The organism is Streptomyces sp. NPDC127595, from assembly GCF_042671685.1.
Lineage (GTDB): Bacteria > Actinomycetota > Actinomycetes > Streptomycetales > Streptomycetaceae > Streptomyces.
Window position 1 is genome coordinate 548,008 of record NZ_JBHXWK010000003.1, and the last position, 14,983, is coordinate 562,990.

Annotated in this window: 10 protein-coding genes and 1 pseudogene; 5 read left to right on the top strand and 6 right to left on the bottom strand. The window is 70.6% G+C overall.

The features are described from left to right. Positions 1-232: 232 nt before the first annotated feature. The 3 genes from ACFVKT_RS13525 to ACFVKT_RS13535 form a co-directional block, all read right to left on the bottom strand. Positions 233-829, bottom strand: a complete 597-nt coding sequence (locus tag ACFVKT_RS13525) for an HdeD family acid-resistance protein (protein ID WP_385730820.1) — start codon at positions 827-829, stop codon at positions 233-235. Between the two features lie 519 nt (positions 830-1,348). Beyond that, entirely contained in the window at positions 1,349-1,942 is a 594-nt protein-coding gene (locus tag ACFVKT_RS13530; RefSeq protein ID WP_385730822.1) for an HhH-GPD-type base excision DNA repair protein, read from the bottom strand. A 24-nt stretch (positions 1,943-1,966) separates the two neighbouring features. Further along, positions 1,967-2,698 (bottom strand): siderophore-interacting protein, encoded by a 732-nt coding sequence (locus ACFVKT_RS13535; RefSeq protein WP_385731099.1) that lies wholly within the window; start codon positions 2,696-2,698, stop codon positions 1,967-1,969. A 78-nt stretch (positions 2,699-2,776) separates the two neighbouring features. On the opposite strand from ACFVKT_RS13535, the gene ACFVKT_RS13540 reads away from it, so the two are divergent. The 3 genes and pseudogenes from ACFVKT_RS13540 to ACFVKT_RS13550 all read left to right on the top strand — a co-directional run bounded on the left by ACFVKT_RS13540 (position 2,777) and on the right by ACFVKT_RS13550 (position 7,585). Further along, positions 2,777-4,921 carry a penicillin acylase family protein gene (locus tag ACFVKT_RS13540; RefSeq protein ID WP_385730824.1) on the top strand — a complete coding sequence of 715 codons (2,145 nt, stop codon included), beginning with the start codon at positions 2,777-2,779 and terminating at the stop codon, positions 4,919-4,921. Next, positions 4,911-5,516, top strand: a pseudogene (locus ACFVKT_RS13545) (GNAT family N-acetyltransferase); the annotation flags it as partial. The gene ACFVKT_RS13540 and the pseudogene ACFVKT_RS13545, both read left to right, overlap by 11 nt. 179 nt (positions 5,517-5,695) lie before the next feature. After that, on the top strand, positions 5,696-7,585 hold the full coding sequence (locus ACFVKT_RS13550) for a copper resistance CopC/CopD family protein (protein ID WP_385730826.1): 1,890 nt from the start codon (positions 5,696-5,698) through the stop codon (positions 7,583-7,585). 37 nt (positions 7,586-7,622) lie between these two features. On the opposite strand, the gene ACFVKT_RS13555 is transcribed toward ACFVKT_RS13550, so the two are convergent. The 3 genes from ACFVKT_RS13555 to ACFVKT_RS13565 form a co-directional block, all read right to left on the bottom strand. Continuing rightward, positions 7,623-8,171 (bottom strand): GNAT family N-acetyltransferase, encoded by a 549-nt coding sequence (locus ACFVKT_RS13555; RefSeq protein ID WP_385730828.1) that lies wholly within the window; start codon positions 8,169-8,171, stop codon positions 7,623-7,625. A 76-nt stretch (positions 8,172-8,247) separates the two neighbouring features. Then, positions 8,248-9,564: a glycosyltransferase family 4 protein gene (locus tag ACFVKT_RS13560; protein ID WP_385730829.1), complete on the bottom strand. Its 1,317-nt coding sequence runs from the start codon at positions 9,562-9,564 to the stop codon at positions 8,248-8,250. A gap of 151 nt (positions 9,565-9,715) precedes the next feature. Then, positions 9,716-12,091 carry an endonuclease/exonuclease/phosphatase family protein gene (locus ACFVKT_RS13565; RefSeq protein WP_385731101.1) on the bottom strand — a complete coding sequence of 792 codons (2,376 nt, stop codon included), beginning with the start codon at positions 12,089-12,091 and terminating at the stop codon, positions 9,716-9,718. Between the two features lie 326 nt (positions 12,092-12,417). Between ACFVKT_RS13565 and ACFVKT_RS13570 the strand changes: the two genes are divergently transcribed. After that, entirely contained in the window at positions 12,418-13,182 is a 765-nt protein-coding gene (locus ACFVKT_RS13570) for a hypothetical protein (protein ID WP_385730831.1), read from the top strand. A 395-nt stretch (positions 13,183-13,577) separates the two neighbouring features. Continuing rightward, positions 13,578-14,864, top strand: coding sequence for an MFS transporter (locus tag ACFVKT_RS13575; protein ID WP_385730834.1), 1,287 nt, complete (start codon positions 13,578-13,580; stop codon positions 14,862-14,864). Positions 14,865-14,983: the final 119 nt, after the last annotated feature.

Below are 14,983 nucleotides of genomic sequence, written 5' to 3' on the forward strand. Positions count from 1 at the left end.
ATCGGGTGGGTGTGAGATCCGCCCTCTTGGCGTACGGGCGGGTGCGGAGTTGACGACGACGCTTTGTGGCGTCAGGCGTCAGGCGTCAGGCGTCAGGCGTCAGGCGTCAGGCGTCAGGCGTCAGGCGTCAGGCGTCAGGCGTTAAGGGTCAAGGGTCAGGTGTCAGGCGTCAGGCGTCAGGCGTTAAGGGTCAAGGGTCAGGTGTCAGGCGCGAGTCGTGAGTTGTGAGTCGTCAGAGGGCGCGTGGGACGTGGTGCGCCAGTTTGCGGATCCGGAACGCCGTGAAGATCTCGGTGATGCCCACCGCGAGGAGCCAGAGGCCGCCCACGAGGGTGAGGACAGCGACCGACTCGAAGGGCGACACGATCAGGACGATGCCGGCGAAGAAGCTGACGATCCCCAGGAAGAGCTGCCAGCCGCGGGCCGGTACGCCGGGGTCGGAGGCGGCGGCGAGGGTCTGGGTGATGCCGCGGAACAGCCAGCCGATGCCGATCCACAGGGCCAGCAGCAGGATCGACTGCATCGCGCCACGGAAGCAGAACAGGCCCAGCAGGATGGAGAGTGCGCCGCTGATGAACGCCATCACCCGCAGGGATGTCGCCGCGTGTGTGCCGAAGGCGGCGGCCAGTTGCAGTACGCCGCTGAAGAGGAGATAGAGGCCGAAGAGGATGCCTGCGGCGAAAAGTGAGGCGCCCGGCCAGACCAGCACCATGACGCCCAGCGCCAGCGCGGCGATTCCGGCGGCGAGGACCGCTTGCCAGGCGCTGCGGGTGAGGAGGCTCAGGGGGCCGTCGAGGGTGGTGGTGGGGGCGTCTCTTTCCTCGGTCATGTCTCATGCTGGGGACGGTTTGGGGGGCGTCGCCACCGGGGTGGACCGAGTGGAGGACGTCGTGTGCGGGTGCGTGTGCCTGCCGGCCTCCGGTGCGGGTGCGTGTGCGGGTGCGTGTGCCGTGTGGCGTCCGGGTGGGTGGGTCGGGGGCGTGCCGGTACGTCCCGCCCGGCGGCGGCCGAGGGGTGGGGCGGCGGGGGGGGGCGGGGCGGCGCCCGCGGCGGGGGGGGGGGGGGGGGGGGGGGGGGGGGGGGGGGGGGGGGGGGGGGGGGGGGGGGGGGGGGGGGGGGGGGGGGGGGGGCCGCGTGCCGGTACGTCCCGCCCGTCGCCGCCGGATCAGACGTCGGGCAGTGGGGTGCGGGTCCGGTGACGCGGACGTACGCGACGGGCATGTGGACGTACCGGCACGCCCCCTTCCGTCGTCGGTCGGCTGCGGGTGCGAGGGGCGGCCGCAATGCTTTTCGGCTCCAGCCCGGTGGTCTTCTGGGCTGCAAGGGCTGCCAGCCGTGGGGCCTCGGGCTATTTGCCGGCTGCCTTGGCAGCCTTTGCCGCTGCCTTCATTTCCTGTTTGTGGGCTCGGACCTTTGTGAGGGAGTCGGGGCCTGTGATGTCGGCTACCGAGCGGAAGGAATTGGGGGCGCCGTAAGGGCCTGCGGACTCGCGCCAGCCCTTGGGGTGTACGCCTAGTTGTTTGCCGAGGAGGGCCAGGAAGATCTGGGCCTTCTGGGGGCCGAAGCCGGGGAGTTCCTTGAGGCGCTGGAGGAGTTCGTCGCCGGTGGTGACGTCCTTCCAGACGGCGCTCGCGTCCCCGGCGTAGTGCTCGACGAGGTACTGGCAGAGCTGCTGGATGCGCTTGGCCATGGAGCCGGGGTAGCGGTGTACGGCCGGTTTCGTGGAGAGGAGGGCGGCGAAGGCCTCCGGGTCGTACGTGGCGATCTCGTGGGCGTCGAGGTCGTTCGTGTTCATGCGCTGGGCGATCGTGTACGGGCCCGCGAACGCCCATTCCATGGGGACCTGCTGGTCGAGGAGCATGCCGACGAGGGCTGCCAGGGGGCTGCGGCCGAGGAGTTCGTCGGCTTCGGGCTGCTGGGCCAGGTGGAGGGTGACGTCCATGGATCGATGATGGCGGGTGTGGCGTCAGGCCGCTCGCCAGTAGCCCAGCGCGTGCACGCGCTGGCGGGGAAGCGCCAGCTCCTTGCGGACGTAGGACGTCAGGGAACGGGTGGTGGTCGTGTCGCAGGCGATCCAGACGTACGGGTTCGGGGGCGCCGCCTTGAGGAGCGCGGGGAGGTCCGTTCTTACCTGGGTGAGCAGGTGTGCGCCGTTGTCCCGGCGGGGGAGCGGGCGGAGGTTGTGGAGGGTGGGGGTCAGGCGGAGGGGGAGGGCTTCGGGGTCGTGGTCCGATTCGAACCAGATCGTTGCCGGGGTCGAAGGGAGCGCGTCGAGCAGGGAGTTGAGGGCCGGGAGCGACGCCGTGTCCGCCATCGCGAAGAGGTGGGTGGGGGCAGGGGCCGGCTCCGTGAAGGCGGTGCCCTGGACCGTGGCGTCGATGGTGTCGCCGGGCTTCGCCGACCTCGCCCAGTCGCTCGCGCAGCCCTCGTGCAGGGCGAACTCCAGGCTGAAGGTGCCGGTCGCCGGCGCCGGGTCGACCAGTGTGTACGCCCGCTGGTGCGGCTTGCCCGCGTTGTTGAACCAGAGGCGTACCCACATGGTGGGGTGCACGCCGGTCGCCGCGAGCATCCCGCCGTCGGTGAGGTGGAGGCGCCGGAAGTACGGGGTGACATCCTCCGCGCCCGTCACCGTGAACGTGAAGTCCTTGCCGCGGAACAGTTTGAGGACCGCGCCCTCCCAGCCGTGCCCCTGGCCCATGCCTTCTCCACCCCTCACGTACGATCTCTCCTCGAAGGTGGTTAGGTTAGCCTAACCTGATAAGAGTGGGGATGGGCCGTGACCGTCGAGATCTACCGTGACGCCTGGGGAATCCCTCATCTGCGCGCCGACAGCGCGCTCGAACTCGCCCGTGCCCAGGGCCGGGTCACCGCCGTGGACCGGGCCTGGCAGCTCGAGGTCGAGCGGCACCGCTTCCAGGGCACCTCCGCCGGGTTCCTCGGCGCCGGGGCCGTCGGCTGGGACCGGTTCGCGCGGCAGGCCCGGCTCGACGACACCGCCAGACGCTGTTTCGCCGCCCTGGAGAGACGGGACCCGGAGACCGCCGCCTGGGTCGTGTCGTATGTGGACGGGGTCAATGAGGGGTTGGTGGAGGGTGGCCGGCGGGCGGGTGAGTTCGCGGAGACCGGGCTCGTTCCCGGGCGCTGGGAGCCGTGGACGCCGCTCGGTGTCTGGCTCGGTGCGCACATCCTCTTCGCCGGGTTTCCCGCCAAGCTGTGGCGCGAGGAGGTCGTGCGGCAGCTCGGCGCGGAGGCCGTGGAGCTCTTCGCCACCGACGGGCCCGGTACCTCCGGCAGCAACGGGTGGCTGGTGAGCGGCGCGCGGACCGTCACCGGGCACCCGCTCATCGGCGGCGACCCGCACCGCTTCATCGAGGACCCCGGCGTCTACCAGCAGATCCACCTTGCCTGCCCCGAGTTCGACGTCGTCGGCCTCGCCGTCCCCGGCGTCCCGGGCATCGCCCACTTCGGTCACACGGGCCAGGTCGCCTGGGCGATCACCAACGCCATGGCCGACTATCAGGACCTCTACCGGGAGCGGTTGCGACGGAGTGGTCCGTCGTCCGTCGAGGCGCTTGGGCCCGGGGGCGAGTGGCAGCCCGTGTCGCGGCACGTGGAGCGGGTTGAGGTGGCCGGGGGATCGGCCGTCGACGTCGAGGTGATGGAGACGGATCGGGGGCCGGTCATCATCGGTGGTTCTGGTGGTTCTGGTGGCGCCGGTGGGGAGGGGGCCATCAGCCTCCGCTATCCGCCCCGCGTCAGCGAAGATCTCGGTTTCAGTGCGCTGCTTCCGCTGCTGCGTGCCCGTCAAGTCGCCGATGTGGACCGGGCGTTCGACCTCTGGGCCGAGCCCGTCAATGTTGTTCAGGCCGCCGACACGGAAGGCGGGCTGCTGCACCGGGTCGCGGGACGGGTTCCGGTGCGGAGTGCGGACAACCGGACGCGGATCGTGAACGCGTGGGAGCCGGGGCGGGAGTGGCGGGGGTGGCATGAGGAGATGCCTCGCGCCGGTGCCGGTGCCGGTGCCGGTGGCGGTGGCGGTGGCGGTGGCGATGGCAGTGTCGATGGCAGTGTTGGTGAGATCGCCGTCATGGCCAATCAGCGTGGGCCGGCCACTCCGTTCGGTGTGGAGTTCGCCGCGCCGCATCGGGCCGAGCGGATCGCTGAACTTCTCGGATCCCGGGCGAGATGGGCCGCCGGTGACATGGCCGCCATTCACATGGACACCCATCTCGCCTCGGCCGGGGCCCTGTTGGACCATCTCGCCGCTCTCGGCGTGGAGTTGAGCCCGCCGGCCGTCGACCTACGGGAGCAACTCCTCGGCTGGGACCGGCACATGGACGCAGGGAGTGTTGGCGCCGCGGCGTTCGCGGCGGTCCGCACTGCGGTCGTACGACGGCTCGCGGCGCACCCCGCGCTCGCCGTGCTGGCCGACCCGCCCTCGTACCCGGAGATCTTCCTTCCCTGGCTCGCCCTCACCCCACGCGTCGCCTTCGCCCTCGAAAGCCTGCTGAGGGCCGAGGAGTTGTACGGCATCGATCGCGCCGAGGTGGTGCGTGCGGCGGTCGAGGAAGTGGCCGCCGACTGGACCCCGCGTACGTGGGGTGAGACTCACCGGCTCGCCCCCTGGCGTGCGGCCGGGGGCCCGTCGTACGACGAACCGGCGCTCTCCGGCGACCACGACTGTGTGCTCTGCACCTCGGCGGTGCCGGGGCTCACCGATCTGAGCGCGCGCGGTCCGGCCGCCCGTTACGTATGGGATCTCGCCGACCGGGACCAGAGTCTCTGGGTGGTGCCGCTCGGGGCCGACGGGGTGCCGGGGGCCGTCCACCACCGTGACCAACTCCCCTTGTGGCTCAAGGGAGATCTGGTCCGGGTGACCACCGACTGGAATGTACTGAGCAAGGAGAATCATGCGGACTGAGCCGTACGCCGAGCGCCGTGACGCCGTCCACGAGGAGGTCGTCGACGGCTTCGGGACCGTCCGCATCCTGCCCGTCAAACCGCGCGCCGACCTGGACGTCATCCATGGCTGGGTGAGCGAGGAGCGGGCCCGGTTCTGGGGCATGAACGGGCTCAGCAAGGAGCAGGTCCTTGAGATCTACGTCCATCTGGACTCGCTCGACACCCACCACGCCTTCCTCGCGGTCAAGGACGGCGAACCGGCCGCGCTCTTCCAGACCTACGAGCCCGCCGCGGACCGGGTCAGCGAGTGCTACGACGTCCAGGACGGGGACATCGGGATCCACCTGCTGATCGGGCCCGCGGGACCCGGCGGCGGGCGGCCCGGCTGGTCGGCCGGGCTGCTGACCGCGTTCACCACGTATGTGCTGGTCGGGCTCGACCGGCAGCGGATTGTGGCCGAGCCCGATGCGCGCAACACCAAGGCGATCTCCCGGATGACCAGGCAGGGGTTCGTCCCGGGCCCGGAGATCGTGCTGCCGGAGATCGACCTGCCCGATGTCCATCTGCCGGAGAAGCCCGCCCGGCTCGCCTTCCTCACCCGGGAGAGGGCCTTCGCGGAGAGGTCGTTCGAGGAGAGCGACTTCGATGAGAGCGACTTCGCGGAGGGAGCCTTCGCGGACGGGAGCTTCGCGGAAGGGAGCTGCGTGGAGGGTTCCGCGCCGCGGGGGTGAGCAGGACGCCGCTATCGTCCGTACATATCCGGGACCGGGGGCATGCGGGTCGCGGCGAGGACATGCGGATACGGAGACGGTACGTGAGCGGACAGCGAGCGCGACGGCACATCGTCCGGGGACTGGCGCTGCTGGGTTCCGTGCTGGTCCTGGTGCTCTTCGGCGGGGTGGGCGGCGCGTCCGCGCACGCCGCGCTGAAGGGCACCGATCCGCAGGACGGCAGCGTGGTGAAGGAGGCCCCCACCCAGATCACGCTGACGTTCACCGAGTCCGTCGGCCTGCTCGACGACTCCTTCCGCGTGATCACCCCGGACAACGCCCGCGTCCACACCGGCAAGCCCACGCACGCGGGCGACCGCTCCAACACCGCCCTGGTGACCCTGCCGGACGACATGGGCACCGGCACCTTCACCGTGGCCTGGCGGGTCGTCTCGGCGGACAGCCACCCGGTCTCCGGCGCCTTCACCTTCTCCATCGGCAAAGCCTCCGCGACCGCCGCCGTCCTGCCCACCGCCTCCGCCGAGGACACCCTCGCGAGCAACCTCTACGACATAACCCGCTACGTCGCCTATGGCGGCCTCGCCGTGCTCATCGGCGCCGCCGTCTTCGTGCTGGCCTGCGGGTTCCCGGGCAGTGTGCGCCGGCTGCTGGTGGGCGGCTGGTGGACCCTGTTCGTCTCCACCCTCGCCCTGGTGCTCCTGCGCGGCCCGTACGAGCGGGGCAGCGGACTCGGGGCGGCCTTCGATCCGGCGGTACTTCGCGACACCCTGACGAGCCGGCCCGGGCTGGCGCTGGTGGCACGTCTGGTGCTGCTGGGGGCGGTGGCCTTCTATCCCGTACGAGTACGGGAGCGGGGGCGGGCCGTGTGGGCACTGGGCGGGGTGCTCGCCCTCGGCCTCGCGGTCACCTGGGCCGCCGCCGAGCACGCGTCCGCCGGAATCCAGGTCCCGGTGGCGATCGTCTCCTCCGTACTGCACCTGCTCGCCATGGCGGTCTGGCTCGGCGGTCTGACCGCCCTGCTCGTCGCGCTGCACCGCCCGGCCGAACCGGTCCCCGCGGCCGTCGTCACCCGCTTCTCCCGGCTCGCCCTCACCTCGGTCGCCGTCCTCACCGTCACCGGCGTCTACCAGTCCTGGCGCGGCCTCGGCTCCTGGGACGCCCTGACCTCGACGTCGTACGGCCGCATCCTCCTCGTCAAGCTGTGCGCGGTGCTGCTTCTGCTGGCGGGGGCGGGGTATTCGCGGCGCTGGACGGGGCGGCTGGCGGTTCCGGAGCCGGTGCCGGTGCCGGTGCCGGTGTCTGTGGTGGAGCGGGTGCCGGAGGTGGTCGGGGCTCCGGGTGGCTCCGAGGGCGTACGGGCCGACGTCTCCTCCGAGGACGTACAAACCTCGGGGAGTGAGTCCGAGGACGTACAAACCCCGGGGAGCGAGTCCGACGACGTACAAACCTCGGGGAGCGAGTCCGATGTGTACCGGCGGGCGCTGCGGCGGTCCGTGTTCGCCGAGGTCGCCGTCGGGATCGTCGTGCTGGTGATCACCACCGTGCTGACCGGTACCCAGCCGGGGCGGGCGGCCACCGAGACGGCGGCCGCGACCGTGGCCGCCGACCAGCCCACCGGCTCGACGACACTGATCCCCTTCGACGTCGGCACCCCCGGCGGGCGCGGCAAGGTCCAGATCGATCTGGCGCCCGGCCGGGTGGGCGAGAACTCCGTCCAGGCCGTGGTCTACGGTCCCGACGGCGGTCTCGCGACCATCCCCGAACTCCGCCTCACCTTCACCCTGCCGAAGCAGGACGTCGGACCGATCGACGCCCAGCTCACGGACAAGGGCGGCTACTGGGCCACCGACGGCCTGACCCTCCCGCTGGCCGGCACCTGGACCATGAAGGCCACCGTGCGGACGTCGGACATCGACCAGGTCACGGTGGAGAAGACGGTGACCATCGGCTAGGGCTTGCCCGGGAGTGGGTGGCCTGACGCGACTTGGCTCAACCGGGCTGTGTGGTCGGTGACCGTACGCCGAACCACTGCTCGGCGTCGTACGCCTCGAACCGCTCCAGTTCGGTGAACCCGAGCTTCGCCGCCAGGCGTATCGAGGGGGTGTTGGCGGTCTGGGTGTAGAGCACCACGGGCCCACCGGGAAGAGCGTCGGCGAACCAGTCGAGTGCCGCTGTGCATGCCTCGGTGGCGTATCCGCGTCCCCATGCCGGTGGCAGGAACAGGTAGCCGAGCTCGGTCTCCCCGGCCTTCAGACGGTGGTTGCCCGGAGGCTCGGGGGCGTGCGGGTCGAGCTGGATCGTGCCGATCGTCGCTCCGTCGAGCTCGACCACGAAGAAGCCGGGGCGCCGTCCGGGTATCTCGGGCACCGTCCGTTCGAGCTCATCACGCGGTCGAGGGCCACCGAGGTAGACGTTCACCTCCGGCGAGGTGAACAGCTCGATGACCGCCGCGCGGTCCCGGGCCTCGGACTCGCGGAGTACGAGCCGCTCGGTCCTGATCGGGGCGGGTGGCCAGGCGAGGGGCCGGGGGTCGGTCATGGCGGGGAACCTATCGCACGCCGGTGAGAGCGATCCTGTGAGTCACCAACGCGGTTCTTGAAGGGGCCGGCCCGGTCTACTGAGCCTTGGCCGGCCTTCCCAGGCGGGCGCGCAGCCGTCGCTTCAGGGCGCCTGGCACTCGGCGTGCCTTGGCGGCGGTCAGGCCCATGAGGTCGGCTGCGGTGTGTGCGGTCGCGCGCAGGAAGACGGTGGCAGGCTGCGGAGGGGCGGTGGTGCCGGTGCCGCGTGCGTCCAGGAGTTCCTGGAAGAGGGCCGCGCACCGGTCGGCGATCGGCTCGGGGTCGTACCGTGCGCCTTTCAGCAGCCCCGCCTGCCCCATGCGTCGGCGCCGGGGCTCGTCGTCGATCAGCTCCAGGAGTGCCCCGGCCAGCGCGTCGATGTCGCCCGGCGGCACCAGCAGGCCGTCCACGCCGTGGGTGATGATCTCGCGGGGGCCGTGCGGGCAGTCGGTGCTCACCACGGGCAGGCCGACCCGCATGGCCTCGACGAGGGACATCCCGAAGGACTCCATCCGCGAGGACATCACCAGGATCGACGCCTTGGCCATCACGGGCTCGACGGGGGTGACGTTGCCCAGGAAGGTGATTCTGTCCGCGAGCCCCAACTCGCCCACCAGTGACTTGAGTTCGCCCGTCTGAGGTCCGACGCCGCAGATCCGCAGTTCCCAGTCGGGGCGCCGGTCCGCGACCTGGGCGAAGGCCCTGATCAGGTCCGGGTAGCGCTTCACCGGCGCGGTCCGGCCGACCGCGATGATCTGGTGGGCGGAGCAGTCGGAGGGGGCGATGCCCGGATCGGGCACGCTGTTGGGGAGGGCGGACACCCGGACGCCCGGCAGCCACATCTGCCGGCGGTACGCCTCCGCGTCGGCGCGCGTGGTGGTGGTGAGCGCGTCGAGCCGGCGGTAGGCGCGGCGCAGCGTGAGGTCGAGCCGCTGCGAGTGGGCTTCGAGGGACAGGTGTTCCTGGCCGACTCTGACGACGCCGGCCGGGGCCTGGCGGGCGATCTGCACGTTGAGTCCGGGGCGGGTGCCGACGATGACGTCGGTGTCCAGGGCGGCCAGGAATTCGGCGATTCGCCGGTCGGTCCGGGCGTTGTACTCGCGGTACCGGTGATCGCCGCGCGGGAAGTCGGCGGAAGGGAGGGCGAATTCGGGATCTTCGCCTTCGTATCCGGAACTCTTCTTGTCGGAGTCGACGAGGTGCCGGAGGCGCACGCGTTTGTCGTAGGCGAAGCGGGGGGCTGTGAGGTGCCGGAACACCGACACCACCTCCACGTCGTGCCCCAACTCGGCGAGCGCGGCCGAGAGATTGCACGTGGTGCGAATGGTCCCGCCGACGCCGTAGCCGTTGTGGATCAGAAACGTGATGCGCATTCGTGCAAATCCCCCGCTGCTTTCCAGCCCACCCCAAAGGCTGGAATCTTATCGCGACCTGTGAAACGGCTCTCGCCGTGCCGGTCCCCGGGCGAGGGGGACGGCACGGCGAGAGATCACCGGGCACTCGAAGCGCCCATAGGCGAACGGGTTACCGCTTTCCGCACTTGCTGATGTCGATACGGACGATCTGCGGGTCGTGGTCGCTCGCCTGGTCGGCGAACTCTGCGTTGATGTGCACGATGTCGTAGTCGAACGCGGTGACGGCAGGGCTGGTCAGGATGTGGTCCAGGGTCTGCGAGTTGCCGTCGTACACGTAGGTGTAGCGCTGCGCCTTGGGAAGCGTCTTGATCAGCGGGGTGAGCACCCGGTCGGCGGTGAGCGTGGTCACGGTCTGGGAGAACTCGTAGTCGTTCAGGTCGCCCAGCACCACCACCTTGGCGCTTCTGTCGGCGGCGAGCAGGCTCTTGACGAAGGTGTTGACCTCGGCGGCCTGGGCGTTGCGCTGTGTCTCCGAGCTGCGGGCGGGCGGCTGGTCGCTGCCGTGCAGCGGCTCGTCGCCGCCCTTGGACGTGAAGTGGTTGGCGATCACGAAGACCTGCTCGCCCCGGAAGGTGAACTCGCCCACCAGCGGCTTGCGGCTCGCGTCCCACGCGTCGCTCGCGGGGTCGATCCGGCCCGGCGAGTAGGTGAGCTGCGCGCCCTTGCGGGTCTTCACCACACTGGTCGCGGTGGTGGCGTCGCCGCCCGGCCGGTCGGTGAAGGAGACCCGCTTGGCGTTGAAGAGGAAGACCTGGCGGATGTTGCCGCCGGGCTCGCCGCCGTCCTGGTTGTTTTCCGGCGTGACATAGCGCCACGAGTAGCGGGGGCCGCCCGCCGCGACGATCGCGTCGGTGAACCGGGTCAGCGTCGCCTCGCTGGTGACGGTGCCGTCGTTCGTGGCGCCGTTGTCGTCCTGGATCTCCTCCAGGGCCACGATGTCGGGGGAGTTGAGGCTGACCGCGACACCGCCGGCCAGCCGGTCGAACTTCGCCTGCTCGTCGAGCGCGTCCAGGTTCTCCACGTTGTACGTGGCGACCGCCAGCTCCTTGCTCTGCTGCTTCCGCGTGGTCTCGGGCTTGAGCCCCTTCGCGGCGAGCGTGCCGAGCTGGGTGGCCTGGAGGTTGTAGCCGCCGTACGTGGAGTAGTCGAGCGGGCCGGCCGTGGTGCCGGTGAGCACGTCACCGACGTTCGCCACGGGGAAGGTGGCGGTGTCGTCGATCGACATCACCTTGATACGGCCGGTGTTGGGCTGGTCGTACGAGGAGTACAGCGTGCCGCCGCGCGGGGTCGGGCTCTCGCCCGGCTTCACGGTCACCCACACCTCGTCGTACGCCGTCGTCGCACCGACCACGCGGGTGTCGGTGGCCGCGACGCGCACGCCCTCCAGGGACTCGTAGAAGTCCAGTGCGTACGCGGCCGGTTCGAGGGCGAGGGAGTCGATGCTGCCGCCCGCGGCGGTGGGCGTGTAGGCGTCGGGGACGGTGGTGGCGTCCAGGGTGACGGCCGCGGGCAGCGGGTTGCCGCCGGAGAGCACCTTGGTGGTGGGCGTGGTGATCTCGGTGACCGACTGGCTGGTGCTGCTCGGGTAGTACTCGCTGACCTTGCCGGTGGCCAGCACGCTGTCGCCGACCTTCACGGTCGGAGTGGCCGAGCCGGTGTATACGAACACGCCCTCGCTGGTGCGGGCGTCGGTGTCGGGCGCCGGGTCCTGGAGCCAGTAGCCCTTCGAGCCCGTCGTACGTACGCCGGTGACGATGCCCGGTACGCGGGTGACCGTCTGCCCGGCGAGCGGGGACAGCCGGGTGGTCCCCTGGATGTCGTGGACCCGGACGGTGCCGGGCTCGGTCGGGCCGTCGTCGCCGCCACCGTCGTCGCCGCCCGAACCGGCCGTCTCACCTGCCGAGTTGAACGGGGTGGGTGCGCCCGCGGTGAGGTCGGTGGCGTTGTCGTCGGTGTCCGTCAGGGACGCGGCGCGTGCGACGGAGGCGGTGTTGGAGGCGCCGGTCACCGGGCCGCTGCCCTCCCGTACGACCGCCGTGCCGTAGCCCACCAGGTCGACGATCCGGCTGTCGGCCGCACAGTCCGCGGCGGTCTTGCAGGTGAGTGCCGTGGTGCCGGAGACCAGGGCGATCGTGCCGGTGGTCGCGCTCATCGCGAGCGTGCCGGTCGCGTCCGGGGTGGGCAGCGCGGTCGTCCCGCCGGTGCCCGCCGACTCGGCTATCAGGAAGCGTTTGCCGGGTGCGACGGAGCCGCTGAGCGCGGTCACTCCCCACTGGGAGGACGCGGACGGCGTACCGGGCAGGTACTGCACGCTGTAGCCCGACAGGTCCTGCGACGCCGAACCGGCGTTGCCGAGCTCGATGAAGTCCCGGGTGAGCGTCGCACCCGAGTTGCCCCCGCCGCCGTATACCTCGGCGATCAACGCGCCGGTGGAAGGCACCGCGGAGGCGGCGGGCACCGCGGTCAGAACGAACGCCCCGGTCACTCCCGTCGAGAGGAGCGGGTAGGCGAGATGGCGCCAACGGGGTCTGCTGTGTGGAGTTCTGGACACGCCGACTGTCTCCTCGTACATCACGAACGGCAACGCGCCACCGGCGGGCGGCACATGGAGTGGCTGGTGTGGGGAGTCGGCTCAAGTTACGCGCGTAGATCCTGGGTGCCAAGACGTCGTGCGTTAAATCCGGGGAACGAGTGGGTGACGATGTCGCTGACTATTGCAAGGAGTTCTTAAGGGCACCCACAGCCTCCTCGTATGAACGGCGTTCAGTCTCAGCGCAGTTATCTCCCCCCACAGCGATGAGGAATGTCGTCATGAACGAGTACGACCCCACCAGCAACTCGTCCACCGAGCCCGCCCCGGCGGCCCTGGCCGTGAAGACCCGTCGGACGCACGCACGGCGGCTGCTGTCGAAGAAGACCGGCGGGCTGATCGTGGCCGCCGGACTGACCTGCGCGGTGGCCGGACTCGCCGGTGGCACGTCCGCCTCGGCGGCTTCCGTGACGCCCCTGGATGTCACGGCGACGCCCACGGGAGGCCCCGTGGCCGATCCCTCCGAGGGAGGCGCGACCGGCATCGTCGACACCACGTCCACCACGGGCTTCACCTTCTCGACGGCGACCGGCGTGGTGGTGACCGTCGACGTGGCGTCCACCACGACGTACACGAAGGGCGCCGACCGCACCACCGCGAAGGCCGTGCAGGAGGGCGCGAGCGTCCTCGTCCTGGGGACGGTCGACAGCGCGACCATCGAGGCCACGCAGGTCATCGTGCAGCCCAAGGGTGACGGCGGAGTCGCGGCCGCCGCGGCGGCAGGGGTGGTCCCCTTCGAGCAGGGGACGCCGTCACCGGCGAAGTCGGTCGGCACGATCCCGGAGTACACCGAGGGAGAGGGGACGATCCTCGCCGGGACCGTGGCCGACAAGGCGGTAACGGCCGCACAGGCCGTCGTGCCCGGAGGTGTCACCAACCGCGTGGTGGAACTGAGCGGCGGCGAGTACGAGGTCCACAACGTCGGCGTCAACTGGCCGCACCACATCTTCGTCGACAAGGACTTCAAGGTCATCGGCTGGGAGTAGTCGCCTGGTTGTCGTCCAGGACCTGCCCTGATTGGTCGGAGAACGCTGAAGGGCCCCACCGTTCGCGGTGGGGCCCTTCGGGCTGTGTGCGGTGAGGTACGGGTGTGCCGTCGGCCTGCCGGAAGCGATGCTTACGCGCCCATTTACCTGCCCGACTCATTATGGATACGGTGTTGTCGAAATTCAGCCCCGAACGTGCAGGTACGGGATCCGGCGACGACGTGGATGCGTACCGGCGAGAGTGCACGGCCCCGCACGCACCTCGACAGCACGCCTCCCGCGCCGTATCCCCCGACTTCGTTGGAGACGCCTTGCCTGCCTCGCCCTCTCCCCTCCCGCAGGTGCGCAGCGCGTCCGCGGACAGTTCGCGTACCGATACCGCGCCTCTTCGCCTGATGGTGTCCATCAGCACCTCCCAGTTCGGCATCTCCGTCGTGTACGGCGCGGTGCCGGGTGTGCTGCTCGCGCTCCAGGTCCAGGACCTCGTGGGCGACGACCGCAAGGCCGGAGTCCTGAGCCTGTTCACCCTTCTCGGCGCGGCCGCCGCCATGGTGGCGCAGCCGCTCGCCGGGGCGCTGTCCGACCGGACGCGTACCCGCTCGGGGAGCCGTACGCCCTTCATCGTGGGCGGCAGCGTCCTTGCCGTCCCGTTTCTGTGGGGGATGGGCGGCGCCGGGTCACTGGCCACGCTCGCCGTCCTGTACGTCGCCTCGGAGTTCGTGCTGAGCGCCGCGCAGGGACCGCTGGCCGCCGTGCTGCCCGACCGGGTGCCGGCCGAACGGCGAGGCCGGTTCAGTTCCGCCCTCGGTCTCGGCATGATGCTCGGTTCCGTCTTCGGAACCGTGCTCGGCTCGGTGATCTCGTCCGACTACGGCGTCGCCTACCTCGTCCTCGGCCTGATACCGGTGGCGCTCGCCGGAACGCGGCTGTTCATCGCACCCGACCCCGACAACCGGTCGGTGGGCCGTGTCCGGCACGATCCGACGCAGGGGCAGGGGCAGGGGCAGGGGCAGGGGCAGGGGCAGACGCAGACGTCGATGTGTGCGCCGGCGCAGGGGCAGACATCGACGTCCGCGCCGACGCGAGGGTGGCGGTCCTTCCTCGTGTCCCCCAAGGAACACCCGGACTTCTGGTGGGCGTTCGCCAGCCGCACCCTCACCTATACCGGCTTCTTCCTCGTACAGGCCTACAGCCTCTACCTGCTCGACGACTACATAGGACTGGGGGACGACGCGGTCGACGTCGTCCCCGTCGTGGCCGGTATCGCGGCCCTCTGCATCTGCCTCTCCACCGTCCCGGCGGGCATCGTGTCCGACCGGATCGGGCGCCGCAAGATCTTCGTGGCCTGCGCGGCCACAGCGCTGGGCGGCGCGATGCTGATCCCGCTCATCAGCCCGACCCTCACGGGATACCTGGTCATGACGGTCCTCGTCGCACTGGCCTTCGGCTGCTTCGAGGCCGTCGACACCGCGCTCATCACCCAGGTCCTTCCCCGGTCCGCCTCCTACGCCCAGGATCTGGGCGTCGTCAACTTCGCCTCCACCGCTCCGCAGATCCTGGCTCCCGCGGTGGCCGGTGCGATCGTGGTGAGCACCGACTCGTACGCGCTGATCTTCCCGACCGCCACCGTCCTCGCTGTCCTGGGCGGGCTTGCTGTCCTGCGGGTGAAGTCCGTGCGGTGACCTGGCAAGTCCATGCGCTGGCCGGGCAAGTCCGTGCGATGGGCAGGCAGTCCGTGCGGTGACCGGGCAGTCCGTGCGGTGATCAGGCAAGTCCATGTGGTGGGCAGGCAGTCCGTGCG

What these genes read in the sequence shown, in the direction of transcription:
- ACFVKT_RS13530 (WP_385730822.1), bottom strand. Translation starts at nt 1,942, where the DNA reads ATGGACGTCACCCTCCACCTGGCCCAGCAGCCCGAAGCCGACGAACTC.
- ACFVKT_RS13555 (WP_385730828.1), bottom strand. Translation starts at nt 8,171, where the DNA reads ATGACCGACCCCCGGCCCCTCGCCTGGCCACCCGCCCCGATCAGGACC.
- ACFVKT_RS13560 (WP_385730829.1), bottom strand. Translation starts at nt 9,564, where the DNA reads ATGCGCATCACGTTTCTGATCCACAACGGCTACGGCGTCGGCGGGACC.
- ACFVKT_RS13550 (WP_385730826.1), top strand. Translation starts at nt 5,696, where the DNA reads ATGCGGATACGGAGACGGTACGTGAGCGGACAGCGAGCGCGACGGCAC.
- ACFVKT_RS13570 (WP_385730831.1), top strand. Translation starts at nt 12,418, where the DNA reads ATGAACGAGTACGACCCCACCAGCAACTCGTCCACCGAGCCCGCCCCG.
- ACFVKT_RS13535 (WP_385731099.1), bottom strand. Translation starts at nt 2,698, where the DNA reads ATGGGCCAGGGGCACGGCTGGGAGGGCGCGGTCCTCAAACTGTTCCGC.
- ACFVKT_RS13525 (WP_385730820.1), bottom strand. Translation starts at nt 829, where the DNA reads ATGACCGAGGAAAGAGACGCCCCCACCACCACCCTCGACGGCCCCCTG.
- ACFVKT_RS13575 (WP_385730834.1), top strand. Translation starts at nt 13,578, where the DNA reads ATGGTGTCCATCAGCACCTCCCAGTTCGGCATCTCCGTCGTGTACGGC.